The sequence below is a fragment of the Streptococcus sp. genome, from assembly GCF_032481935.1.
GTDB lineage: Bacteria > Bacillota > Bacilli > Lactobacillales > Streptococcaceae > Streptococcus.
In genome coordinates this window covers 1-24069 of record NZ_JAWERU010000026.1, presented here as the reverse complement: position 1 = coordinate 24069, position 24069 = coordinate 1, and the positions used below count along the sequence as shown (strand labels likewise).

Sequence of the window (24069 nt, the reverse complement as noted above, 5' to 3'; positions counted from 1 at the left end):
AATGGCGATCATCGAATTAGTATAAAATCATCAATTTTGTTGAGTGTTATGATGATGGAGTCTTGTGCTCTTAGTCTAGCTCTGGTCTACCGCTAGGACTTATGTCCTAGCGGGAACACTCATCATAAGATGATAAGGTAGACGCTTGTTTACGAAATTGTTTTTTACTTAAGAACAATTTCGTAAGCAGGCGTTTTTGAGTATTTTATTAAGAAATATGCTATACTATTGAAAAAGAAAATCGACAATGTTCATTTTTTCAAAAATATTCTATAAAGAGCTTATGAGCCAATATATTATCAGTTTCAAGTTCTAAACTAGCGACTTGGTAAAAAATATTAGCCTGGTACAAGATCAACTAAAAGATTTTTTTAGGGTTTCAACTTGGATAATTATTCACTATTAAGTGATTTAGTTACTCTATCCCCCTTTTTCATTTTATTTTTGTCCAAAATGGATATCGTTCTATGTTAGAAACGGAGTTTAATCATGAAAGCTATTATTACTGTTGTTGGTAAAGATAAATCTGGAATTGTTGCAGGTGTTGCGACAAAAATTGCTGAATTAGGCTTAAATATTGATGATATCTCACAAACAGTCTTGGACGAATTCTTTACTATGATGGCTGTGGTATCTAGTGATGAAAAACAAGATTTTACTCATCTTAGAAACGAATTTGAGGTTTTTGGTCAGACTTTGAATGTCAAAATCAATATTCAAAGTGCGGCTATTTTTGATGCTATGTACAATATCTAGGAGGTATTTATGGATATTAGACAAGTTACCGAAACAATCGCAATGATTGAGGAGCAAAACTTCGACATTAGAACCATTACCATGGGGATTTCCCTTTTGGACTGTATCGATCCAGATATCAATCGTGCTGCGGACAAAATATATGAAAAGATTACTACAAAAGCAGCTAATTTAGTGGCTGTTGGAGATGAAATTGCGGCTGAGTTAGGAATTCCTATTGTGAATAAACGTGTGTCAGTAACTCCAATTTCCTTGATTGGTGCTGCTACCGATGCGACGGATTATGTAGTCTTAGCTAAAGCACTGGATAAAGCTGCGAAAAAAATTGGTGTTGACTTCATTGGTGGTTTTTCAGCCTTGGTACAAAAGGGATATCAAAAAGGTGATGAAATCCTCATCAACTCTATTCCTCGTGCCTTAGCAGAAACGGATAAGGTTTGTTCATCAGTAAATATCGGTTCGACTAAATCGGGTATCAATATGACTGCAGTAGCGGATATGGGGCGCATTATCAAGGAAACAGCTTCTTTATCTGATATGGGGGCGGCTAAATTGGTTGTATTTGCTAACGCGGTAGAGGACAATCCCTTTATGGCAGGCGCTTTTCATGGTGTTGGTGAAGCAGATGTCATCATCAATGTAGGTGTTTCTGGTCCAGGTGTCGTTAAACGTGCCTTGGAAAAGGTTCGTGGTCAGAGCTTTGATGTTGTTGCTGAAACTGTTAAAAAGACAGCCTTCAAGATTACCCGCATTGGTCAATTAGTCGGTCAAATGGCTAGTGAGCGACTTGGAGTTGATTTTGGAATTGTCGATCTGAGTTTGGCTCCAACTCCAGCAGTGGGTGATTCTGTAGCCCGTGTCCTTGAGGAAATGGGGTTAGAGACAGTTGGGACTCATGGAACGACTGCTGCCTTGGCTCTCTTGAACGACCAAGTTAAAAAAGGTGGAGTTATGGCTTGCAACCAAGTTGGTGGTTTGTCAGGTGCTTTCATCCCAGTTTCTGAGGACGAGGGGATGATTGCTGCAGTGCAAAACGGCTCCCTTAATTTGGAAAAACTAGAAGCTATGACGGCTATCTGTTCAGTTGGTTTGGATATGATTGCCATTCCTGAAGATACACCTGCAGAAACGATTGCGGCAATGATTGCGGATGAAGCTGCTATCGGAGTCATCAATATGAAAACAACTGCTGTACGTATTATTCCAAAAGGAAAAGAAGGCGATATGATTGAATTTGGTGGCCTTCTAGGAACGGCTCCAGTCATGAAAGTTAACGGTGCCTCGTCTGTCGACTTCATTGCACGTGGAGGACAAATCCCGGCTCCAATCCATAGTTTTAAAAATTAAAAAGAAGTGGAATCTGTTTAAGTTGGATTTAAGGATAGACCTGTATACTACTATCATTAAATAAAGACCTCCTAACTTTATTTAATTAAAATCCTAACTTTTTCATAATAATCTCCTACAAAAGTCACTCTTTGGAGTGACTTTTGTTTTATATCAAGAGAAAATAAAGAAAGTAGCATGTTCAAATTTGTAAATTTGTTCAAAAATAAGATGATTTAAAGGATGAAACTAGTTTTTTTATTCTGTAAAATGGGCTAAAACCTTGCTATGATTGGCTTTTTGAAAAATTATGGTATAATAGTAGTAGTTTTAATAGATGGAGTTGAATTTTGAAAAAACGCTTTCGTGTAAAAAAAGAGAAAGATTTTAGTGCAATATTTAAAAAAGGGGAGAGTTTTGCTAATCGTAAATTTGTTATTTATCGATTAGAAAATAATGAACAGCATTTTCGAGTTGGCCTATCTGTCAGTAAAAAATTAGGAAACGCTGTCACGAGGAATCAGATCAAGAGAAGAATTCGACATATTCTGATTGAACATAAAAATCAGCTGGTTGAAAATGTAGATTTTGTTGTGATTGCTCGAAAAGGTGTTGAAATCTTGGACTACGCGGAAATGGAGAAAAATCTACTTCACGTATTAAAGTTATCAAAGATTTACCAGGAAGGAAATGGGAGTGAAAAAGAAATTACAGTTGACTAGCTTAATGGTGCTTGCTTTATTTGTGATGAGCGCCTGCACGGCTAGTGGTACGACGAGTGAGATTACAGCTGAATCAACAGGTTTTTGGAGTAAATTTGTTTATTTTTTTGCTGAAATCATTCGCTTTTTATCATTTGATACAAGTATTGGTCTGGGGATTATATTATTTACCCTTCTGATTAGAACCATTCTTTTACCAGTCTTTCAGATACAGATGGTGGCATCTAGAAAGATGCAAGAAGTACAACCACTGGTTAAGGAGTTGCGAGAACGTTATCCGGGACGGGATATGGAGAGCCGTACCAAGTTGGACCAAGAAATGCGTCAGTTGTTCAAGCAACATGGTGTCAAACAGTCAGCTTCTCTTTGGCCAATCTTAATCCAAATGCCAGTCTTGTTGGCCTTGTTCCAAGCTTTGAGTAGGGTAGAATTTCTAAAAACGGGTCATTTCTTATGGATTAACCTTGGTGGTGTTGATACGACTTTCGTTTTGCCTATTTTGGCAGCTATCTTTACTTTCCTTAGCACCTGGTTATCCAATAAGGCCATGGTTGAGAAAAATGGCGCCATGACAGGAATGATGTATGCAATGCCAGTCATGATTTTCTTCTTTGCCATGTATTCACCAAGTGGGGTTGCCTTATACTGGGCGGTATCCAATGCTTATCAGGTGCTCCAAACCTATCTGCTCAACAATCCATTCAAGATTATTGCAGAGCGTGAGGCGGGAGTACAGGCTAAGAAGGATTTAGAAATCAAGAAGAGAAAAGCTCTCAAGAAAGCACAGAAAAAGAAAAAGTAAGGAGGAATCTTGTAATGGTATTATTTACAGGTTCAACTGTTGAGGAAGCAATCCAAACGGGATTGAAGGAATTGGGGATTCCTAGAATGAAGGCGCATATTAAGGTTGTCTCAAGGGAGAAAAAAGGTTTCTTTGGCCTTTTTGGGAAGAAACCAGCGCAAGTTGATATCGAAGCAATTAGTGAGACAACTGTTGTGAAGGCAAATCAGCAAGCAGTCAAGGGAGTTCCAAAGGAAGTTAATGCTAAGAACGAACCCGTTAAGACTGTTAGTGAGGCAACAGTAGACTTAGGTCATGTTGTTGAAGCAATCAAGAAAATCGAGGAAGAAGGACAAGGAATCTCTGAAGAGGTTAAGGCCGAAATTCTAAAAAATGAGAAAGAGGCTAGTACAATTTTAGAGGAGACTGGTCATATTGCCATTCTAAAAGATTTACTGCCAGAAGAATCTAAAGAGCAGGAAGAAGTCGAGCAGAATGATGATTTAGAAAATCTAGGTTTGAAGATTGAACCGACCTATGATATTGACCAGGTGGTCGAAGAAGTGACCAACTATGTTCAAGGTATTATTGATGATATGGATGTTGAGGGAGCAATCTCAAGCACTTCAAATCGTCGTTCTATCAATATGCAAATTGATACCAATGAACCGGGCCGTATTATCGGTTACCACGGGAAGGTCTTGAAATCTCTCCAACTTTTAGCACAGAATTATCTCTATAATCGCTATTCAAGAACCTTCTATATTACCATCAATGTTAATGATTATGTAGAACACCGTGCAGAAGTCTTGCAAAGTTATGCACAGAAGTTAGCTACACGTGTCCTAGAAGAGGGGCGTAGTCAGGTGACTGATCCAATGTCTAGCAGCGAACGTAAAATCATCCATCGTATTATTTCACGTATGGAGGGTGTCACTAGTTATTCAGAAGGTGATGAGCCAAATCGTTACGTTGTGGTTGATACAGAATAATCAAAGCAAAATCAGGGTGCCCCTGATTTTTTGCTAGCTAAGGGAGGTTAATCCTATGTTGAATACAATGAGAGACTATCTAGCTTTCTCTGGTTTGCAGTATCAAAAGCCAGAGAAGGCAGGACAAGATGCAGAGAAAATGCTTTATTTGAGGAGTAAGGGACAGGAAGCTAGGAAAGCTTTTACAGAACTGGCCAAGGCTTTTCAAGCAAGGCATCCAGAATGGATACTGCAAGGAACGAGTCAGTGGATGAATCAAGCCCAACGTTTGCGACCACATTTCTGGGCTTATTTACAGCGTGAAGGGGAAGTGACGGAGCCTATGTTGGCCCTTCGTTTGTATGGAAGCCCTTCTGATTTTGGGGTTTCACTAGAAGTGAGTTTTATTGAACGTAAGAAGGATGAGCGAACATTAGACAAACAGGCCAAGGTCCTAGGAGTTCCAGTGGTAGAAGGAATTTATTATTTAGTATATTCAGATGGAGAAAGTCAAAAGATGGAGGCTACTGAGGAAAATCGCCAAATTTTAAGAGAAAAACTATCCCATCAGGAAGTCCGAAAAATTTTAGTGAAGGCAGATGTTCCGGTGACAGAAAATTCATCTGAAGAAGAAATCGTAGAAGGTCTATTGAAGTCTTATGATAAAATTCTTCGCTATTATCTTGCTACGAGAAAATTAGATAATCCGTAAAATATCATAAATCATACAGTCCAAGAGTGAACAGTCCGCTGTGTAATTCTTGGTCTTTTTGTTTCCGTTTTCAAATTATATAATAAACATACAATAACAATTCAAAAGGAGAACAATTATGGAAGTCATTTCAAGTGTTCTAAATTGGTTTTCTAGCAATATTTTGCAGAATCCCGCATTTTTCGTAGGTTTATTGGTGCTAATAGGATATGCACTTTTGAAAAAACCTGCTCATGACGTTTTCTCAGGTTTCGTTAAAGCAACAGTAGGCTATATGTTGCTCAACGTGGGTGCTGGTGGTTTGGTTACAACCTTCCGTCCAATCTTGGCAGCCCTTAACTACAAATTCCAAATCGGTGCAGCGGTTATTGACCCTTACTTTGGACTTGCTGCAGCAAACAACAAAATTGCAGCAGAGTTTCCAGATTTCGTTGGAACTGCAACTACAGCTCTCTTGATTGGATTTGGAGTGAATATCTTGCTTGTAGCTCTTCGCAAGATTACGAAAGTAAGAACCCTCTTTATTACTGGTCACATCATGGTACAACAAGCTGCGACTGTATCTCTTATGGTTCTATTCTTAGTTCCACAATTGCGCAATGCTTATGGTACAGCAGCAATCGGTATCATCTGTGGCCTTTACTGGGCAGTTAGTTCAAATATGACTGTTGAGGCAACTCAACGCTTGACTGGTGGCGGCGGATTTGCGATTGGTCACCAACAACAATTTGCAATCTGGTTTGTAGATAAAGTGGCAGGACGCTTTGGTAAGAAAGAAGAAAGTCTAGATAATCTTAAATTGCCTAAGTTCCTCTCAATCTTCCATGATACAGTTGTTGCCTCTGCTACTTTGATGCTTGTATTCTTTGGAGCCATTCTGTTAATCTTGGGTCCAGATATTATGTCTAATAAAGAAGTCATCACTTCAGGAACTCTATTCAATCCTGCTAAACAAGATTTCTTTATGTACATTATTCAAACAGCCTTCACCTTCTCAGTTTACTTGTTCGTTTTGATGCAAGGTGTCCGCATGTTCGTATCTGAGTTGACAAATGCCTTCCAAGGTATTTCAAACAAATTGTTGCCAGGTTCATTCCCAGCAGTCGACGTTGCGGCTTCTTATGGATTTGGTTCTCCAAACGCGGTCTTGTCAGGATTTGCCTTTGGTTTGATTGGTCAATTGATTACAATTGTCTTGCTCATCGTCTTTAAAAACCCTGTCCTTATTATTACAGGATTTGTACCTGTGTTCTTTGATAATGCAGCCATCGCGGTCTATGCTGATAAGCGTGGCGGATGGAAAGCAGCCGTTATCCTATCCTTCATTTCAGGTGTCCTCCAAGTTGCTCTAGGAGCTCTCTGTGTAGCACTTCTCGACTTAGCATCTTACGGTGGTTACCATGGAAATATCGACTTTGAATTCCCATGGCTTGGATTTGGCTATATCTTTAAATACCTCGGTATTGTTGGTTATGTACTTGTGTGTCTCTTCTTGCTCGTTATTCCTCAACTTCAATTTGCCAAAGCAAAAGATAAAGAAAAATACTACAACGGTGAAGTTCAAGAAGAAGCATAGTTTCTAGAAAAGGAGAAAATAAAATGGTTAAAGTATTAGCAGCGTGCGGAAATGGAATGGGTTCATCTATGGTTATCAAGATGAAGGTTGAAAATGCCCTCCGTAAGCTTAATCAAACAGACTTTACAGTCAATTCATGCAGTGTTGGTGAAGCAAAAGGTTTAGCAGCAGGCTATGACATCGTAATCGCTTCTCTTCATTTGATCCAAGAATTGGAAGGTCGGACTAATGGGAAGTTAATCGGGCTTGACAACTTGATGGATGATAAAGAAATCACTGAAAAACTCAGTCAAGCACTACAGTAAAAGGTTGGAGGGGGCTGGACAGAAACTGGGAGTTATCGTTTCTGTCCTTCTCCCTCTTTAAATAAAGGAGGCAGATATGAATTTAAAACAAGCTTTAATTGACAATGACTCGATCCGACTAGGGTTAGAGGCTAACGATTGGAAAGAAGCAGTCAAGGTAGCAGTAGATCCCTTGATTGAAAGTGGGGCAATTTTGCCAGAGTATTACGATGCTATCATCGAATCTACTGAAGAGTATGGCCCTTACTATATCTTAATGCCAGGTATGGCCATGCCTCATGCTAGACCAGAAGCTGGAGTGCAAAGAGATGCCTTTTCATTGATTACCTTACAAAATCCTGTTGTATTTTCAGATGGGAAAGAAGTCTCTGTTTTGTTGGCACTAGCAGCAACAAGCTCAAAAATTCACACAAGTGTAGCCATTCCACAAATCATTGCCTTGTTTGAATTAGAAGATTCTATTGCACGTTTACAGGCTTGTCAGACTAAAGAAGATGTCTTGGCGATGATCGAAGAATCTAAGGATAGCCCTTATCTTGAAGGATTGGATTTGGAAAGTTAGAAAGAGGAATAAAGAAATGACAAAAAGAATACCTAATTTACAAGTTGCATTAGACCATTCAGACTTGCAAGGAGCGATTAAAGCAGCTGTTTCTGTTGGTCACGAAGTAGATATTATCGAAGCTGGAACTGTTTGCTTGCTTCAAGTTGGAAGTGAATTGGTTGAAGTCTTGCGTAGCCTTTTCCCAGATAAGATTATTGTGGCAGACACAAAATGTGCCGATGCTGGTGGAACAGTTGCCAAAAATAATGCCGTTCGTGGAGCAGATTGGATGACTTGCATCTGTTGTGCAACCATCCCTACTATGGAAGCAGCTCTAAAGGCTATCAAGGCTGAACGTGGAGACCGAGGAGAAATCCAAATCGAGCTTTATGGTGATTGGACTTTTGAACAAGCTCAGCTTTGGTTAGATGCAGGTATCTCACAAGCTATCTATCACCAATCTCGTGATGCCCTTCTTGCTGGTGAAACTTGGGGTGAAAAAGACCTTAATAAGGTTAAAAAACTCATTGACATGGGCTTCCGTGTTTCTGTAACAGGTGGTCTAGATGTAGATACTCTCAAACTCTTTGAAGGCGTTGATGTCTTTACCTTTATCGCAGGTCGTGGAATTACAGAGGCTGCCGATCCAGCAGGAGCAGCGCGTGCCTTCAAGGATGAAATCAAACGAATTTGGGGGTAAACCATGGCACGTCCAATTGGAATTTATGAAAAGGCAACCCCGACCCACTTTACTTGGCTAGAACGTTTAAATTTTGCCAAGGAGTTAGGCTTTGATTTTGTCGAGATGTCTATTGACGAACGTGATGAGCGCTTAGCAAGACTTGACTGGAGCAAGGAAGAGCGCTTGGAAGTTGTCAAAGCGATCTATGAAACTGGTGTTCGTATTCCCTCTATCTGTTTTTCAGGCCATCGTCGTTACCCATTGGGATCGAATGATCCAGTTCTAGAGGAAAAATCTCTGGAACTCATGAAAAAATGTATCGAATTAGCTCAAGATTTGGGAGTTCGTACGATTCAATTAGCTGGTTACGATGTTTACTATGAGGAAAAGTCTCCCCAAACACGCCAACGTTTTATCAAAAATTTGAGAAAAGCTTGTGACTGGGCTGAAGAAGCTCAGGTGGTACTTGCTATTGAAATTATGGATGATCCTTTCGTCAATAGCATCGAAAAATACTTGGCTATAGAGAAAGAAATTGACTCTCCATACCTCTTTGTCTATCCAGATATTGGTAATGTATCTGCCTGGCATAATGATGTTTACAGTGAATTTTATCTCGGCCATCATGCCATTGCAGCTCTCCATCTCAAGGATACTTATGCAGTGACAGAAAGTTCAAAGGGCCAATTCCGAGATGTACCTTTCGGGCAAGGTTGTGTCAAATGGGAAGAAGCTTTCGATATTTTAAAGCAAACCAATTATAATGGTCCTTTCCTAATCGAAATGTGGTCTGAAAATTGTGAAACTGTAGAAGAAACACGCGCAGCCATTCAAGAGGCCCAAGCCTTTCTCTACCCACTTATTAAGAAAGCAGGTCTGATGTAAGATGAATCAAGTAATTAATGATATACGTAAACGAGTCTGTGATGCCAATCAATCATTGCCAAAACATGGGCTTGTTAAATTTACCTGGGGCAATGTATCGGAAGTCAATCGCGAACTCGGTGTCATTGTTATCAAACCATCAGGTGTGGATTATGACGAATTAACGCCTGAAAACATGGTGGTAACTGACCTGGATGGCAAGGTTCTAGAAGGAGATCTAAGACCATCTTCGGACCTTCCAACTCATGTGCAGTTATATAAAGCTTGGCCAGAGATTGCTAGTGTGGTCCATACCCATTCGACTGAAGCCGTTGGTTGGGCTCAGGCAGGTCGTGATATTCCTTTCTATGGAACAACCCATGCGGATTATTTCTACGGTTCAATCCCTTGCGCTCGTAGTTTGACTAAGGATGAAGTAGAAGTAGCCTATGAAAAAGATACTGGCCTAGTTATCGTAGAAGAGTTTGAACGTCGTGGTCTCAACCCTGTTGAAGTACCAGGGATTGTCGTACGTAATCACGGTCCATTCACCTGGGGCAAAAACCCAGAGAATGCTGTCTATCACTCTGTTGTACTAGAGGAAGTATCTAAGATGAATCGCTTTACAGAGCAAATCAATCCAAGAGTTGAACCTGCTCCTCAGTACATCCTAGAAAAACACTACCAACGTAAACATGGACCAAATGCTTATTACGGTCAAAAGAAATAAGAAATTGAATTGAAAAGAGGCTAGGACCTTTCGATCCAAGCCTCGCTTTTGTAGTTGTCAGTATCCACTGTTAAGAGTTTACAGCATATAATTGCAAAGTCTGTACGAATGTGATACCATTATAAAGTTGTTTTGGAAGCGATTGACAAATAGAGGAGTATGAATTATGGTTTTAGATAAGGCGAGCTGTGACTTGCTTCAATATTTGATGGATCAAGAAACGTCCAAAACGATTATGACGATTTCAAAAGATCTAGCTCAATCTCGAAGAAAAATCTACTATCACATTGATAAAATCAATGATGCTTTGGACCATGAGAATTTGCATATCATCAGTCTGCCTCGGATTGGTATTTACTTGACCGATGAACAAAGAGAAGCTTGTCGTCAATTATTAGACGAAGTTGATTCTTATGATTACATCATGAGTGCCAACGAGCGGATGCAGCTGATGCTCCTTCTGATTGGTATTTCTAAAGAGAGAATCACGCTTGAAAAACTCATGGAATTAACAGAAGTCTCTCGAAATACGGTCCTAAATGATTTAAATACTATTCGTTACCAGCTGACACTAGAGCAGTATCAAGTAACGCTTCAAGTTAGTAAATCTCGAGGTTACTATCTAAATGCACATCCTCTTAATAAAATCCAGTATCTTCAATCCCTTCTCTATCATATCTTTATGGAGGAAAATCCAGCCTTTGTTGCTATTTTAGAGGAAAAAATCAAGGAGCGATTAGAAGATGAGATGCTTCTTTCTGATGAGGTCAATCAATTCCTCAAAAAACAAGTTCCACTGGTTGAGCAAAATTTAGGGAAAAAAATAAACCATCACGAAGTCACCTTTATGTTACAGGTCCTTCCCTATCTTCTACTAGGGTGTGATACCGTTACTCGAAATCAAGATAAACATCAAGAAATTGATCAAGAATTTTCATTGATTCGAAAGAGGATAGAATACCAGGTGTCTAAGAAACTAGGAGAACGCTTGTTTGAAACATTTGGCATCTCGTTTTCAGAATTAGATAGATCTCTGTTAGCCATTCTTTTGTTATCCTATCGAAAAGATCGAGACATCCATGCAGAAAGTAAAGATTTTCAACATTTGAGAAGAGCTTTAGAAGAGTTTATTTGGTATTTTGAATCTCAAACCAGAATGGAGATTGAACAGAAAGAAGATTTGTTGAGAAATCTCGTGATTCATTGTAAGGCTCTACTATTTAGAAAAAACTATGGAATCTTCTCAAAAAATCCCTTAACTCGGCAGATTCGTTCCAAGTATAGTGAGCTTTTCGTAATTACAAAAAAATGTGCTGAAGTGCTAGAAGAAGCCTGGCAGATTCGATTGACGGATGATGAGATTGCCTATCTAACCATTCACGTTGGAGGATTTTTAAAGTATACTCCATCGATTCAAAACAATACCAAGAAAATTTATATTGTGTGTGATGAAGGAGTGGGCGTTTCTAAACTCTTACTTAAACAATGCCGCTTCTATCTTCCAAATGAACAGATAGGGGCAGTCTTTACCACTGAGCAGTTCAAAAGCGTGGAGGATATTACTCAGGTTGATTTGCTACTTACAACAAACGATGAACTTGAGAGTCATTTCCCGGTTTTAAAGGTAAATCCTATACTTGAGGCAGAAGATATTTTACGCATAACAGACTTTATGAAAAATAAGGTTCTTCGAAAAGACGGTCGAACCTTCAAGGAAAATCTATCAACAATTATTGCTACCTATATATCTGATAAACACGCTGCAGCAAAATTACAAGAAGAAATTCAACTTTTAATCAACCAAGAATTAGTCATCCAAGCTTTTTTAGATGAATCATAAACATCACAGTCCAATGATGAACACAAGCCTGTGCTTTTCTTGGTCTTTTTTAATATATCGGTCGGTGTTATACTAAGTATGAAATAAATACTTGAACAAAATATGGAGGATTTCAAATGCCAAACGTAAAAGAAATTACAAGAGAATCATGGATTTTAGCTACTTTCCCAGAGTGGGGAACATGGTTGAACGAAGAAATCGAAGAAGAAGTCGTGCCTGAAGGCAACTTCGCCATGTGGTGGCTAGGCAACTGTGGTACTTGGATTAAAACACCCGGTGGTGCTAACGTTGTCATGGACCTTTGGTCAAACCGTGGAAAATCAACCAAAAAAGTGAAAGATATGGTTCGTGGGCACCAAATGGCAAATATGGCAGGTGTTCGTAAGTTGCAACCAAACTTGCGTGTTCAGCCAATGGTTATTGATCCATTTGCTATCAATGAACTCGACTATTACTTGGTTTCACACTTCCATAGTGACCATATTGACCCATACACAGCTGCAGCAATTCTCAACAATCCTAAGTTAGATCATGTTAAGTTTATCGGTCCTTACCATTGTGGACGAATTTGGGAAAGCTGGGGTGTTCCAAAAGAACGAATCATCGTTGTCAAACCAGGTGATACTATTGAACTAAAAGACATGAAGATTCATGCAGTAGAATCATTTGACCGTACTTGCTTGGTAACTCTACCAGTAAACGGTGCTGATGAGACAGGTGGTGAACTTGCTGGGTTGGCTGTTACAGATGAAGAAATGGCTCAAAAGGCTGTTAACTATGTCTTTGAAACACCAGGTGGAACCATCTATCATGGTGCGGATTCTCACTTCTCAAACTACTTTGCAAAACATGGTAAAGACTTCAAAATTGATGTTGCTTTGAATAACTATGGTGAAAACCCAGTAGGTATCCAAGATAAAATGACATCTATCGACCTTCTTCGCATGGCAGAAAATCTTCGTGCAAAAGTCATTATCCCAGTTCACTATGATATCTGGTCTAACTTCATGGCTTCTACGAATGAAATCCTAGAACTTTGGAAAATGAGAAAAGATCGCTTGCAATACGATTTCCATCCATTTATCTGGGAAGTTGGTGGTAAATACACTTATCCTCAAGACCAACACTTAATAGAATACCATCATCCACGTGGTTTTGATGACTGCTTCGAACAAGACTCAAATATCCAATTCAAAGCCTTGCTTTAATATAAAAATTTTTTCTGGAGGTTATCCGTATGTTGCACGATACGGATAATTTTCATATAATAGTACAAATAGAATATGTGATAGACCTATCACCTCAAAGAGAAAGGAAATTCTATGTCAAATCTATCTGTTAATGCGATTCGTTTTCTAGGTATTGACGCTATCAATAAAGCGAACTCAGGTCACCCAGGGGTGGTTATGGGAGCTGCACCGATGGCCTACAGCCTATTCACTAAAGAACTTCGTATCAATCCAGCTCAACCAAACTGGATCAACCGCGACCGTTTTATTCTTTCAGCTGGTCACGGATCCATGCTTCTTTATGCCCTTCTCCACCTTTCTGGTTTTGAAGATGTGAGTATGGATGAAGTGAAGAACTTCCGTCAATGGGGCTCTAAAACTCCAGGTCACCCAGAATTTGGTCATACAGCAGGGGTTGATGCAACAACAGGTCCTCTAGGACAAGGGATTGCGACTGCGACAGGTTTTGCACAAGCAGAACGTTTCCTTGCAGCTAAGTACAACCGTGAAGGTTATAACATCTTTGACCACTACACTTACGTTATCTGTGGAGATGGTGACTTGATGGAAGGTGTCTCAAGCGAAGCTGCTTCTTATGCAGGCTTGCAAAAGCTTGACAAGTTGGTTGTTCTTTATGATTCAAATGATATCAACTTGGATGGTGAGACAAAAGATTCATTCACAGAAAGTGTTCGCGATCGTTACAATGCCTACGGTTGGCATACAGCCTTGGTAGAAGATGGAACAGATTTAGAAGCTATTCATGCTGCTATTGAAGAAGCTAAGGCTTCAGGAAAACCATCTTTGATCGAAGTGAAAACTGTTATTGGTTATGGTTCTCCAAATAAACAAGGGACTAATGCCGTACACGGTGCCCCTCTTGGCGCGGATGAAACTGCGGCAACTCGCCAGGCACTTGGTTGGAACTATGAACCATTTGAAATCCCAGCAGAAGTTTATGCTGATTTCAAAGAAAATGTTGCAGACCGTGGCGCATCAGCCTATGAAGCATGGACAAAACTAGTCGCAGATTATAAAGAAGCTCACCCAGAACTGGCTGCAGAAGTGGAAGCAATCATCGAAGGACGTGATCCAGTTGAGGTGACTCCAGAAGACTTCCCAGCTTTAGAAAATGGCTTCTCTCAAGCAACTCGTAACTCAAGTCAGGATGCTTTGAATGTAGTAGCTGCTAAATTGCCAACCTTCCTTGGTGGATCAGCAGACCTCGCTCATTCAAATATGACTTACATCAAAACTGATGGACTTCAAGATGATGCAAATCGCTTGAATCGCAACATCCAGTTTGGTGTTCGTGAATTTGCAATGGGTACTGTCTTGAACGGAATGGCTCTTCACGGTGGACTTCGAGTTTATGGTGGAACTTTCTTCGTATTCTCAGACTACCTTAAAGCAGCAGTTCGTTTGTCAGCCTTACAAGGTCTTCCAGTGACTTATGTCTTCACTCACGATTCAATCGCAGTTGGTGAAGATGGACCAACTCATGAACCGATTGAGCACTTGGCAGGTCTTCGTGCGATTCCAAACCTTAATGTTTTCCGCCCAGCAGATGCGCGTGAAACTCAAGCAGCTTGGTATCAAGCAGTGAAGAGCGAGAAAACACCAACTGTTCTTGTCTTGACTCGTCAAAACTTGACTGTTGAAGAAGGAACAGACTTTGCTAAAGTTGCAAAAGGAGCTTATGTTGTATATGAAAATGCAGCAGACTTTGATACAATTTTGATTGCGACTGGTTCAGAGGTTAATCTGGCTGTTGCAGCTGCTAAAGAATTGGCAAGTCAAGGTGGAAAAGTTCGCGTAGTCAGCATGCCGTCTACAGATGTATTTGATGCACAAGATGCAGCATACAAAGAAGAGATTTTACCAAATGCAGTTCGTCGTCGTGTAGCGGTTGAAATGGGAGCAACTCAAAACTGGTACAAATACGTTGGTCTTGATGGAGCGGTTCTCGGTATTGATACCTTTGGAGCGTCTGCGCCAGCACCAAAAGTTTTAGCAGAATATGGATTTACAGTTGAAAACTTAGTAGAACTTGTAAACAACTTGAAATAAGAAAAATCAGGGCATTTGCTCTGGTTTTTTATTGACCTAAAATCAAGGTGCAATCTTGTAAAAACAAGTGAAATTTGATATAGTAGTTTTATCTGAATTACAAAGGAGAAAAAATAATGGGTGGGAATTTAACATTCTTGATTATGCTTGTTTTGATGTTTGGCTTGATGTTCTTCATGCAACGTTCTCAAAAGAAACAAGCTGAAAAACGTATGGAGAGCCTCAACAAACTTCAAAAAGGCTACGAAGTAATCACTATCGGTGGTCTCTACGGTACAGTCGACGAAGTTGATACTGAAAACAAAACGATTGTACTTGATGTAGACGGAGTATACTTGACTTTCGAATTAGGTGCAATTAGAACAGTTTTGCCAGTCAAAGAAGCTGTCACACCTGAAGGTGCAGTTATCGAAGAAGGCAGTGCTATTGAAGAATAAAACGGGGTGGAATGCATTCCCGTTTTTCTATAAATGAGAGGAACAATGATGAAAAATGTTGTCTTTGTCTGTCTTGGCAATATTTGTCGTAGTCCTATGGCGGAATTTGTAATGAAATCCCTGACCGATAAATATGAGATTCAAAGTCGAGCGACTTCTTCCTGGGAACACGGTAATCCAATCCACAAAGGGACGCAAGGCATCTTTCGAAGTCATGGCGTTCCTTATGATACTTCGAAAACTTCCCAACAAATTTCTAAAAAAGATTTTGAGTATTTTGACTATATCATTGGGATGGATGAGTCTAATCTCGCTGATTTGCATCAGATGTGTCCACAGGATCAACAATATAAGATACAGCCTTTTGCATCTGAAAGCGTTCCAGATCCCTGGTATACAGGTGATTTTGAAGAAACTTATGACCGAGTTTTAACTGGTTGCCAGGCTTGGTTAAGTCGCTTAGAAAATGAGAGTGAACATGGAAAATTTAAAAAAACTCTATGAAAAATATAGTGTCTATTTAACACGTCCCCGTTTAGAAATTGCGACAGTGATCGTCATTGTTGTCTGTGCAGGTCTCGTATTTCTGACCAATCTTCCAAAACAGGGCGTTCTTAAGCTTGATAACGATGCTATTATTTATGACGGGAGCCTAGTTCGTGGTAAGATGAATGGTCAGGGCACTGTTACCTTCTCAAACGGTGATACCTATACTGGAGAATTTAGCAATGGTGCCTTCAATGGTAAAGGTACCTACCAAGCTAAAGCAGGTTGGGTATATGAGGGAGACTTTGTAAATGGCCAAGCTGAAGGAAAAGGAAAGCTGACTACCGAACAAGAAGTAGTCTATGAAGGGGATTTCAAACAAGGTTTATTTCAACAAGCACAATAACCTCCTCCTAGAAGGAGGTATTCTTCCAGAACTCTAGAAAGCGCTTACATGGAAACAAAAGACATTTCCAACCGCTCTTTACAATTAAGTTTGTGAAAAATAAAACTTTTATGGAATAATTCACAAACTTTAAGTGAAAAAGTACATGTGTGGGTATATTTGAAATTGTTTTCACAAACAAATAAAAAAAGTTTGTGAAATGTCTATGAAACTGTTTACAAACGTTTAAAAAAGAGTTATAATAAGCTTGTGAAAAAATTAACAAAGGACTTACAATCCTTGAAAGCTATGGAGGAAAATATGGCTGATAAAAAAACTGTAACACCAGAAGAAAAGAAACTCGCTGCTGAAAAGCATGTCGATGGTTTGGTGCAAAAAGCTTTAGTTGCTCTTGAAGAAATGCGTAAACTCGACCAAGATCAAGTTGATTATATCGTAGCAAAAGCTTCAGTTGCAGCACTTGATGCTCACGGAGAATTGGCTTTACATGCCTTTGAAGAAACAGGACGTGGAGTATTTGAAGATAAAGCAACTAAGAACCTATTTGCTTGTGAGCACGTGGTAAATAACATGCGCCACACTAAAACAGTTGGTGTTATCGAAGAAGATGATGTAACAGGATTGACTCTTATCGCTGAACCAGTTGGTGTTGTTTGTGGTATCACTCCAACAACTAACCCAACTTCAACAGCAATCTTTAAAGCGTTGATTTCATTGAAGACTCGTAATCCTATTGTCTTTGCATTCCACCCATCAGCTCAAGAATCATCAGCTCACGCAGCTCAAATCGTTCGTGATGCAGCGATTAAAGCAGGTGCTCCTGAAAACTGTGTACAGTGGATTACTGAACCATCTATGGAAGCAACTAGTGCATTGATGAACCACGAAGGTATTGCAACAATCCTTGCAACAGGTGGTAATGCCATGGTTAAAGCGGCATACTCATGTGGCAAACCAGCTCTTGGGGTAGGTGCCGGAAACGTTCCAGCTTATGTTGAAAAATCAGCTAACATCCGCCAAGCTGCTCACGATATCGTAATGTCTAAATCATTTGACAATGGTATGGTCTGTGCATCTGAACAAGCGGTTATCATTGATAAAGAAATTTACGATGAATTTGTAGCAGAGTTCAAATCTTACCATACTTACTTTGTAAACAAAAAAGAAAAAGCACTTCTTGAAGAGTTCTGCTTCGGCGTAAAAGCAAACAGCAAAAACTGTGCTGGTGCAAAATTGAACGCTGACATCGTTGGTAAACCAGCAACTTGGATTGCAGAACAAGCAGGATTTACTGTTCCAGAAGGAACAAACATTCTTGCTGCAGAATGTAAAGAAGTTGGTGAAAATGAGCCATTGACTCGTGAAAAATTGTCACCAGTTATCGCAGTTTTGAAATCTGAAAGCCGTGAAGATGGTATTGCTAAAGCTCGTCAAATGGTTGAATTTAACGGTCTTGGACACTCAGCTGCCATCCATACTGCTGATGAAGAATTGACTAAAGAATTTGGTAAAGCTGTTAAAGCTATTCGTGTTATCTGTAACTCACCTTCTACTTTCGGTGGTATCGGGGACGTTTACAATGCCTTCTTGCCATCATTGACACTCGGATGTGGTTCTTACGGACGTAACTCAGTTGGGGATAACGTTAGCGCCATTAACCTCTTGAACATCAAAAAAGTCGGAAGACGGAGAAATAACATGCAATGGATGAAACTTCCTTCAAAAACATACTTTGAACGTGATTCAATTCAATACCTTCAAAAATGTCGTGACGTTGAGCGTGTCATGATCGTTACTGACCATGCTATGGTAGAGCTTGGTTTCCTTGATCGTATCATCGAACAACTTGACCTTCGTCGCAATAAGGTTGTTTACCAAATCTTTGCAGATGTAGAACCAGATCCAGATATCACTACAGTTGAACGTGGTACTGAGATTATGCGTGCCTTCAAACCAGATACAATCATCGCTCTTGGTGGTGGATCACCGATGGATGCTGCAAAAGTAATGTGGCTCTTCTACGAGCAACCAGAAGTGGACTTCCGTGACCTTGTACAAAAATTCATGGATATCCGTAAACGTGCCTTCAAATTCCCATTGCTTGGTAAGAAGACTAAATTCATCGCTATCCCAACTACATCTGGTACAGGATCAGAAGTAACTCCATTTGCCGTTATCTCTGATAAAGCAAACAACCGTAAATACCCAATCGCTGACTACTCATTGACACCAACTGTGGCAATCGTAGACCCTGCTTTGGTATTGACAGTTCCTGGATTTGTAGCTGCGGATACTGGTATGGACGTATTGACTCACGCAACTGAAGCATACGTATCACAAATGGCTAGCGACTACACTGATGGACTTGCTCTTCAAGCTATCAAACTTGTATTCGAAAACCTTGAAAGCTCAGTTAAGAATGCAGACTTCCACTCACGTGAGAAAATGCATAACGCTTCAACAATCGCTGGTATGGCCTTTGCCAATGCCTTCCTAGGTATTTCTCACTCAATGGCCCATAAGATTGGTGCGCAATTCCACACAATCCATGGTCGTACAAATGCAATCTTACTTCCATACGTTATCCGTTACAACGGTACTCGCCCAGCTAAGACAGCTACATGGCCTAAGTACAACTACTACCGTGCAGACGAGAAATATCAAGATATCGCTCGTATGCTTGGACTTCCAGCTTCTACACCAGAAGAAGGGGTTGAATCTTACGCAAAAGCTGTTTACGAACTCGGTGAGCGCGTAGGTATCCAAATGAACTTCAAAGCACAAGGTATTGACGAAAAAGAATGGAAAGAACATTCACGTGAATTGGCCTTCCTTGCTTATGAAGACCAATGTTCACCTGCAAACCCACGTCTTCCAATGGTTGACCATATGCAAGAAATCATCGAAGATGCATACTATGGTTACAAAGAAAGACCAGGACGCCGTAAATAATTGATTATCAGCCAAACCGAGGGTAAACCTCGGTTTTTTATGCTTAGAGAATATGTTTTTATTAAGAAATGCATAGAATTGGAGTAGGCTGCAAGGCTAAGTAAAGAAATGAAAATATTGCCAAAGCTTATCAGAAAAACAAGGCCAGCGCTTGCAATTAAACTCAAATAGTTATATAATAGGTATGTTGAAAGGTGATTTGTAGTGATTCAAGTTACTCTTTTCACAATAAAATTTTCATGATTTTCATAAGGAGGAAATCACTAATGGTAGTTAAAGTTGGTATTAACGGTTTCGGACGTATCGGTCGTCTTGCTTTCCGCCGTATCCAAAACGTAGAAGGTGTTGAAGTTACTCGCATCAACGACCTTACAGATCCAGTTATGCTTGCACACTTGTTGAAATACGACACAACTCAAGGTCGTTTCGACGGAACTGTGGAAGTTAAAGAAGGTGGATTTGAAGTTAACGGTAAATTCGTTAAAGTTTCTGCTGAACGTGATCCAGAACAAATTGACTGGGCTAACGACGGTGTAGAAATCGTTCTTGAAGCAACTGGTTTCTTTGCTACTAAAGCAGCTGCTGAAAAACACTTGCACCCAGGTGGAGCTAAAAAAGTTGTTATCACTGCTCCTGGTGGATCAGATGTTAAAACAGTTGTATTTAACACTAACCACGACGTTCTTGACGGTACTGAAACAGTTATCTCAGGTGCTTCATGTACTACAAACTGCTTGGCTCCAATGGCTAAAGCTCTTCAAGATAACTTCGGTGTTGTTGAAGGATTGATGACTACTATCCACGCTTACACTGGTGACCAAATGATTCTTGACGGACCACACCGTAAAGGTGACCTCCGTCGTGCTCGCGCTGGTGCTGCTAACATCGTACCTAACTCAACTGGTGCTGCTAAAGCTATTGGTCTTGTAATCCCAGAATTGAACGGTAAACTTGACGGAGCTGCACAACGCGTTCCTACACCAACTGGTTCAGTAACTGAATTGGTAGTTGTTCTTGAAAAGAATGTAACTGTTGATGAAGTGAATGCAGCTATGAAAGCAGTAGCCAATGAATCATACGGTTACACAGAAGATCCAATCGTATCTTCAGATGTTGTAGGTATGTCTTACGGTTCATTGTTTGACGCAACTCAAACTAAAGTTCTTGATGTTGACGGTAAACAATTGGTTAAAGTTGTTTCATGGTACGACAACGAAATGTCATACACTGCACAACTTGTACGTACTCTTGAATACTTCGCTAAAATCGCTAAATAATTCTTGAGTCGATAAAAGCAAGGCCAACTGGTCTTGCTTTTTTTGGTATCTATAAGAAAAAATGGATGATAGTGTCATCCATTTTGGTTTAATTCTCTTTCAAATGTGTCTGATAGCGCAGTAAAGCTTAATTTGTTTAAGGTCAGAGGATGGACAAAGGAAAGTTTAAATGCATGAAGCATTAGTCTTTTAGTTTTTGAATGTGGATTGTAGAGAGGGTCTCCAAGGATTGGATGACCGTGGTGAGATAGATGAACTCGAATCTGATGAGTACGTCCTGTTTTTAATCGACAACGAATGAGGCTAGTTTTGTTTTGAAATTGTTTCAATCGAGTTACTTGGGTTTCGGCGTATTGACCATTTTTTTGATCCACAACTCTTTTTCTACGATCGTGACGATCGCGACCGATTTTGTCTCGAAAAACAAGCTCTTTAGTTCCTATTTTTCCCTCAACCAGAGCCCAGTATTCGCGGGAGATTTCTTTTTTCTCCAATAATCGATTGAGGATGGGCAATATAAATGGATTTTTAGCAAATAGTACGAGTCCACTTGTTTCTTTGTCTAGTCTATGAACGACATAGCAAGTCTGGCCTACATAGGCGGTGACATGGTTGAGAAGAGCAATCTCATCTGGTTGATTCCCGTGAGTTTTCATACCTTCAGGTTTGTTAACGATAATCAAATGTTGATCTTGGTAGACTTCTTGGACAAGATTAGAATTCCCCCAAACAATTTCTTTTGTAGGATAATCCTCCTCGTCGAAGATCAGTTGACATTCATCTCCGGATTTGACAGTTTGATGCCAGTGGACTTCTTCTTGATTGATGAGAATGTGCTTTTTAATTCTCAAGAAATGCCGTATTTTTCTCGGAATGAGTAGTTGTTCTTCCAAGAAGACTTTGACAGTCATTTCAGGAAGAGAGTCAGGAATAACAAAGGTAAATTTCATACAGATATTGTAACAAAAAAAAGATTATTTGGATAGAGAAACTAGCTAAATTCTTGTCATCCTATGGGGAAGATGATAAAATAAACGCATGAAATTAGATACATTATTTGAAAAATTTCTTTCTTTATTTAAAAAAGAAGAAGCTGAAATGGAAGAAATAGAAATCGATGAAGTTAATAATGAAGAAAATACCACGACTAATTTAAGACGGTCAAGAGGTGGGCGAAAGAAAGTTGGGCAAGTCGGACCCATTCGAAAATTTTGGCGTCGCTATCATTTGACCAAAATCTTTCTAATTCTTGGACTAAGTGCAAGCTTGTTTGTTGGGGTCTATCTATTTGCCTTGGCTAAATCGACAAATGTTACAGACTTGCAGAATGCTTTGAAAACACGAACGGTAATTTTTGACAGAGAAGAGAATGAGGCTGGTGCCTTGTCAGGCCAAAAAGGGACCTATGTTGAACTTTCGGAAATTAGTGAAGATTTGCAGAATGCTGTTATTGCGACAGAAGATAGAAGCTTCTATAAAAATAGTGGAATTAACTATGGTCGCTTTTTCCTGGCTATCCTAACAGCTGGTCGCTCGGGTGGTGGTTCTACAATTACTCAACAGTTAGCGAAAAATGCTTATCTTTCACAAGACCAAACTGTTCAGAGAAAGGCTAAAGAATTCTTTCTTGCTTTAGAATTAACCAAAAAATACAGTAAAAAAGAAATTCTAACCATGTATTTGAACAATGCCTACTTCGGTAATGGAGTTTGGGGTGTTGAGGATGCTAGTAAAAAGTACTTTGGAGTTTCGGCATCGGAATTAACTCTTGATGAAGCTGCCACTTTAGCAGGCATGCTTAAAGGCCCAGAATTGTACAATCCTCTGAATTCCATTGAGCATTCAACTAATCGAAGAGATACTGTCTTACAAAATATGGTGGCTGCCGGCTACCTTGATAAAAATAAGGAAGCAGAAGCAGCAAGTGTTGATATGGCTTCTCAATTGAAAGATAGTTATGAAGGGAAAATATCAGACTACCGTTATCCTTCTTATTTTGATGCAGTTGTTAATGAAGCTATTGAAAAGTATAATCTAACAGAGGAAGAAATCGTTAATAACGGTTATCGAATTTATACGGAGCTAGATCAAAATTACCAAGCAAATATGCAGGTTATCTATCAAAATACTTCGCTCTTTCCGACAGCTGAAGATGGGACACATGCAGAGTCTGGTAGTGTCGCTTTGGAGCCAAAAACGGGTGGAGTTCGAGGAGTTGTTGGTCGAGTGGCAGGGGATGATAAGACAGGTTTCAGGAATTTTAACTATGCAACCCAATCAAAAAGAAGTCCAGGGTCGACTATTAAACCCTTGATAGTGTACACGCCAGCGGTTGAAGCGGGTTGGTCTCTTAATAAGGAGTTGGATAATCATACCATGCAATATGGTGATTATAAAGTAGACAACTACGCAGGAATCAAGACATCACGAGAAGTACCCATGTATCAAGCTTTGGCTAAATCTCTAAATTTACCTGCAGTAGCTACTGTTAAAGAACTTGGAATTGATAAAGCCTTTGAAGCGGGTGAAAAGTTTGGTCTCAACATGAGCGATGTAGATCGTGTGCTTGGAGTAGCTTTAGGTGGTGGCGTAGAAACTAACCCTCTTCAGATGGCCCAAGCCTACGCAGTGTTTGCAAATGAAGGACTCATGCCGGATGCTCACTTTATCACCCGTATTGAAAATGCTAGTGGTCAAGTGATTGCTAGTCATAAAAATACTCAAAAACGAGTGGTTGACAAATCGGTAGCTGATAAAATGACCAGTATGATGTTAGGTACTTTTACAAATGGTACAGGGGTCAGTTCGTCTCCAGATGATTATGTCATGGCTGGAAAAACAGGAACAACAGAGGCAGCCTTTAACCCAGAATATACCAGTGATCAATGGGTGATTGGCTATACCCCTGATTTAGTGATTAGCCATTGGCTTGGTTTCCCTACTACCGATGAAAATCATTATCTAGCAGGTTCGACTTCGAATGGTGCTGCTCACATTTTTAGAAGTATGGCGGAAACAATCCTACCATATACGTCAGGTAGCACCTTTACAGTTGAAAATGCTTATAAAATGAATGGTATTGCACCAGAAAATACACCTAAACAAACTACAAGTGATACTAGTACGCAGTCGGATGATATATTAGCAGATATTCGTGGACGAGCACAAAATCTGGTCGATGAAGCAGGAAAAGCTATTTCAGATGCTAAAATTAAAGAAAAGGCTCAGACTGTATGGGATACCATTGTAGATCTCTTTCGCTAATACATTTATAAGCTAAAAGACAAGGATTCAAATCTTTGCCTTTTTACTCTCACATGTCAGTATTCATACTTCCTGATACACTTTGGACTTGAAAAAACACAAGACAGAAACCAAAGCCCCTCTTTCCCCCTTTCTCTGC

The 24069-nt window shown here is 39.8% G+C and carries 22 protein-coding genes; 21 read left to right on the top strand and 1 reads right to left on the bottom strand.

Annotation, left to right across the window (positions count from 1 at the left end; genetic code table 11):
• Positions 1-489 precede the first annotated feature (489 nt).
• The 20 genes from E7C97_RS06360 (at position 490) to gap (ending at position 20666) form a co-directional block, all read left to right on the top strand.
• Entirely contained in the window at positions 490-756 is a 267-nt protein-coding gene (locus tag E7C97_RS06360) for an ACT domain-containing protein (RefSeq protein ID WP_000644115.1), read from the top strand.
• A 9-nt stretch (positions 757-765) separates the two neighbouring features.
• The gene (locus E7C97_RS06355; RefSeq protein ID WP_045762468.1) at positions 766-2103 is read left to right on the top strand and encodes a PFL family protein; all 1338 of its coding nucleotides are present in this window, start codon (positions 766-768) and stop codon (positions 2101-2103) included.
• 329 nt (positions 2104-2432) lie between these two features.
• Entirely contained in the window at positions 2433-2804 is a 372-nt protein-coding gene (rnpA, locus tag E7C97_RS06350) for a ribonuclease P protein component (protein ID WP_045762469.1), read from the top strand.
• The gene (locus E7C97_RS06345) at positions 2779-3606 is read left to right on the top strand and encodes a YidC/Oxa1 family membrane protein insertase (RefSeq protein WP_248035756.1); all 828 of its coding nucleotides are present in this window, start codon (positions 2779-2781) and stop codon (positions 3604-3606) included. The genes rnpA and E7C97_RS06345 overlap by 26 nt, the downstream gene beginning before the upstream one ends.
• A gap of 14 nt (positions 3607-3620) precedes the next feature.
• A complete protein-coding gene (jag, locus tag E7C97_RS06340) occupies positions 3621-4577 on the top strand; it encodes an RNA-binding cell elongation regulator Jag/EloR (protein WP_049504883.1) in 957 nt (318 codons plus the stop codon).
• A gap of 55 nt (positions 4578-4632) precedes the next feature.
• Positions 4633-5268, top strand: a complete 636-nt coding sequence (locus E7C97_RS06335) for an HI_0552 family protein (protein WP_316108505.1) — start codon at positions 4633-4635, stop codon at positions 5266-5268.
• Positions 5269-5386: 118 nt separating this feature from the next.
• Positions 5387-6844, top strand: coding sequence for a PTS ascorbate transporter subunit IIC (locus E7C97_RS06330; protein WP_060956301.1), 1458 nt, complete (start codon positions 5387-5389; stop codon positions 6842-6844).
• A 23-nt stretch (positions 6845-6867) separates the two neighbouring features.
• Entirely contained in the window at positions 6868-7149 is a 282-nt protein-coding gene (locus E7C97_RS06325; protein WP_000241466.1) for a PTS sugar transporter subunit IIB, read from the top strand.
• A gap of 76 nt (positions 7150-7225) precedes the next feature.
• The gene (locus E7C97_RS06320; protein WP_061863925.1) at positions 7226-7711 is read left to right on the top strand and encodes a PTS sugar transporter subunit IIA; all 486 of its coding nucleotides are present in this window, start codon (positions 7226-7228) and stop codon (positions 7709-7711) included.
• 16 nt (positions 7712-7727) lie between these two features.
• Positions 7728-8393: a 3-keto-L-gulonate-6-phosphate decarboxylase UlaD gene (locus E7C97_RS06315; RefSeq protein WP_061863926.1), complete on the top strand. Its 666-nt coding sequence runs from the start codon at positions 7728-7730 to the stop codon at positions 8391-8393.
• A gap of 3 nt (positions 8394-8396) precedes the next feature.
• A complete protein-coding gene (locus tag E7C97_RS06310) occupies positions 8397-9260 on the top strand; it encodes an L-ribulose-5-phosphate 3-epimerase (protein ID WP_316108504.1) in 864 nt (287 codons plus the stop codon).
• A 1-nt stretch (position 9261) separates the two neighbouring features.
• Positions 9262-9969: an L-ribulose-5-phosphate 4-epimerase gene (locus tag E7C97_RS06305; RefSeq protein ID WP_316108503.1), complete on the top strand. Its 708-nt coding sequence runs from the start codon at positions 9262-9264 to the stop codon at positions 9967-9969.
• Between the two features lie 166 nt (positions 9970-10135).
• Entirely contained in the window at positions 10136-11809 is a 1674-nt protein-coding gene (locus E7C97_RS06300) for a transcription antiterminator (RefSeq protein WP_316108502.1), read from the top strand.
• 116 nt (positions 11810-11925) lie between these two features.
• Positions 11926-13017 (top strand): L-ascorbate 6-phosphate lactonase, encoded by a 1092-nt coding sequence (gene ulaG, locus E7C97_RS06295; protein WP_316108501.1) that lies wholly within the window; start codon positions 11926-11928, stop codon positions 13015-13017.
• A gap of 114 nt (positions 13018-13131) precedes the next feature.
• On the top strand, positions 13132-15108 hold the full coding sequence (gene tkt / locus E7C97_RS06290) for a transketolase (RefSeq protein WP_049504888.1): 1977 nt from the start codon (positions 13132-13134) through the stop codon (positions 15106-15108).
• A 116-nt stretch (positions 15109-15224) separates the two neighbouring features.
• The gene (gene yajC / locus E7C97_RS06285) at positions 15225-15545 is read left to right on the top strand and encodes a preprotein translocase subunit YajC (protein WP_000509386.1); all 321 of its coding nucleotides are present in this window, start codon (positions 15225-15227) and stop codon (positions 15543-15545) included.
• A 48-nt stretch (positions 15546-15593) separates the two neighbouring features.
• The gene (locus E7C97_RS06280) at positions 15594-16049 is read left to right on the top strand and encodes a low molecular weight protein-tyrosine-phosphatase (protein WP_301395634.1); all 456 of its coding nucleotides are present in this window, start codon (positions 15594-15596) and stop codon (positions 16047-16049) included.
• Positions 16024-16437, top strand: coding sequence for an MORN repeat-containing protein (locus tag E7C97_RS06275; protein WP_049504892.1), 414 nt, complete (start codon positions 16024-16026; stop codon positions 16435-16437). The genes E7C97_RS06280 and E7C97_RS06275 overlap by 26 nt, the downstream gene beginning before the upstream one ends.
• Positions 16438-16737: 300 nt before the next feature.
• Entirely contained in the window at positions 16738-19389 is a 2652-nt protein-coding gene (adhE, locus tag E7C97_RS06270; protein ID WP_316108500.1) for a bifunctional acetaldehyde-CoA/alcohol dehydrogenase, read from the top strand.
• Positions 19390-19655: 266 nt separating this feature from the next.
• Entirely contained in the window at positions 19656-20666 is a 1011-nt protein-coding gene (gene gap / locus E7C97_RS06265; protein WP_045762475.1) for a type I glyceraldehyde-3-phosphate dehydrogenase, read from the top strand.
• A gap of 74 nt (positions 20667-20740) precedes the next feature.
• Here the strand turns inward: gap and E7C97_RS06260 are convergent, their stop codons facing one another.
• Positions 20741-21616, bottom strand: coding sequence for an RluA family pseudouridine synthase (locus E7C97_RS06260; protein WP_148131281.1), 876 nt, complete (start codon positions 21614-21616; stop codon positions 20741-20743).
• Positions 21617-21704: 88 nt separating this feature from the next.
• Between E7C97_RS06260 and pbp2a the strand changes: the two genes are divergently transcribed.
• Entirely contained in the window at positions 21705-23930 is a 2226-nt protein-coding gene (pbp2a, locus tag E7C97_RS06255) for a penicillin-binding protein PBP2A (RefSeq protein ID WP_316108499.1), read from the top strand.
• Positions 23931-24069 lie beyond the last annotated feature (139 nt).

Excerpts from the sequence above, each read along its gene's own strand:
- E7C97_RS06360 (WP_000644115.1), top strand. The coding sequence starts at position 490 with ATGAAAGCTATTATTACTGTTGTTGGTAAAGATAAATCTGGAATTGTT.
- E7C97_RS06355 (WP_045762468.1), top strand. The coding sequence starts at position 766 with ATGGATATTAGACAAGTTACCGAAACAATCGCAATGATTGAGGAGCAA.
- jag (WP_049504883.1), top strand. The coding sequence starts at position 3,621 with ATGGTATTATTTACAGGTTCAACTGTTGAGGAAGCAATCCAAACGGGA.
- E7C97_RS06335 (WP_316108505.1), top strand. The coding sequence starts at position 4,633 with ATGTTGAATACAATGAGAGACTATCTAGCTTTCTCTGGTTTGCAGTAT.
- E7C97_RS06330 (WP_060956301.1), top strand. The coding sequence starts at position 5,387 with ATGGAAGTCATTTCAAGTGTTCTAAATTGGTTTTCTAGCAATATTTTG.
- E7C97_RS06325 (WP_000241466.1), top strand. The coding sequence starts at position 6,868 with ATGGTTAAAGTATTAGCAGCGTGCGGAAATGGAATGGGTTCATCTATG.
- E7C97_RS06320 (WP_061863925.1), top strand. The coding sequence starts at position 7,226 with ATGAATTTAAAACAAGCTTTAATTGACAATGACTCGATCCGACTAGGG.
- E7C97_RS06315 (WP_061863926.1), top strand. The coding sequence starts at position 7,728 with ATGACAAAAAGAATACCTAATTTACAAGTTGCATTAGACCATTCAGAC.
- E7C97_RS06310 (WP_316108504.1), top strand. The coding sequence starts at position 8,397 with ATGGCACGTCCAATTGGAATTTATGAAAAGGCAACCCCGACCCACTTT.
- E7C97_RS06305 (WP_316108503.1), top strand. The coding sequence starts at position 9,262 with ATGAATCAAGTAATTAATGATATACGTAAACGAGTCTGTGATGCCAAT.
- E7C97_RS06300 (WP_316108502.1), top strand. The coding sequence starts at position 10,136 with ATGGTTTTAGATAAGGCGAGCTGTGACTTGCTTCAATATTTGATGGAT.
- ulaG (WP_316108501.1), top strand. The coding sequence starts at position 11,926 with ATGCCAAACGTAAAAGAAATTACAAGAGAATCATGGATTTTAGCTACT.
- tkt (WP_049504888.1), top strand. The coding sequence starts at position 13,132 with ATGTCAAATCTATCTGTTAATGCGATTCGTTTTCTAGGTATTGACGCT.
- yajC (WP_000509386.1), top strand. The coding sequence starts at position 15,225 with ATGGGTGGGAATTTAACATTCTTGATTATGCTTGTTTTGATGTTTGGC.
- E7C97_RS06280 (WP_301395634.1), top strand. The coding sequence starts at position 15,594 with ATGAAAAATGTTGTCTTTGTCTGTCTTGGCAATATTTGTCGTAGTCCT.
- E7C97_RS06275 (WP_049504892.1), top strand. The coding sequence starts at position 16,024 with ATGGAAAATTTAAAAAAACTCTATGAAAAATATAGTGTCTATTTAACA.
- adhE (WP_316108500.1), top strand. The coding sequence starts at position 16,738 with ATGGCTGATAAAAAAACTGTAACACCAGAAGAAAAGAAACTCGCTGCT.
- gap (WP_045762475.1), top strand. The coding sequence starts at position 19,656 with ATGGTAGTTAAAGTTGGTATTAACGGTTTCGGACGTATCGGTCGTCTT.
- E7C97_RS06260 (WP_148131281.1), bottom strand. The coding sequence starts at position 21,616 with ATGAAATTTACCTTTGTTATTCCTGACTCTCTTCCTGAAATGACTGTC.
- pbp2a (WP_316108499.1), top strand. The coding sequence starts at position 21,705 with ATGAAATTAGATACATTATTTGAAAAATTTCTTTCTTTATTTAAAAAA.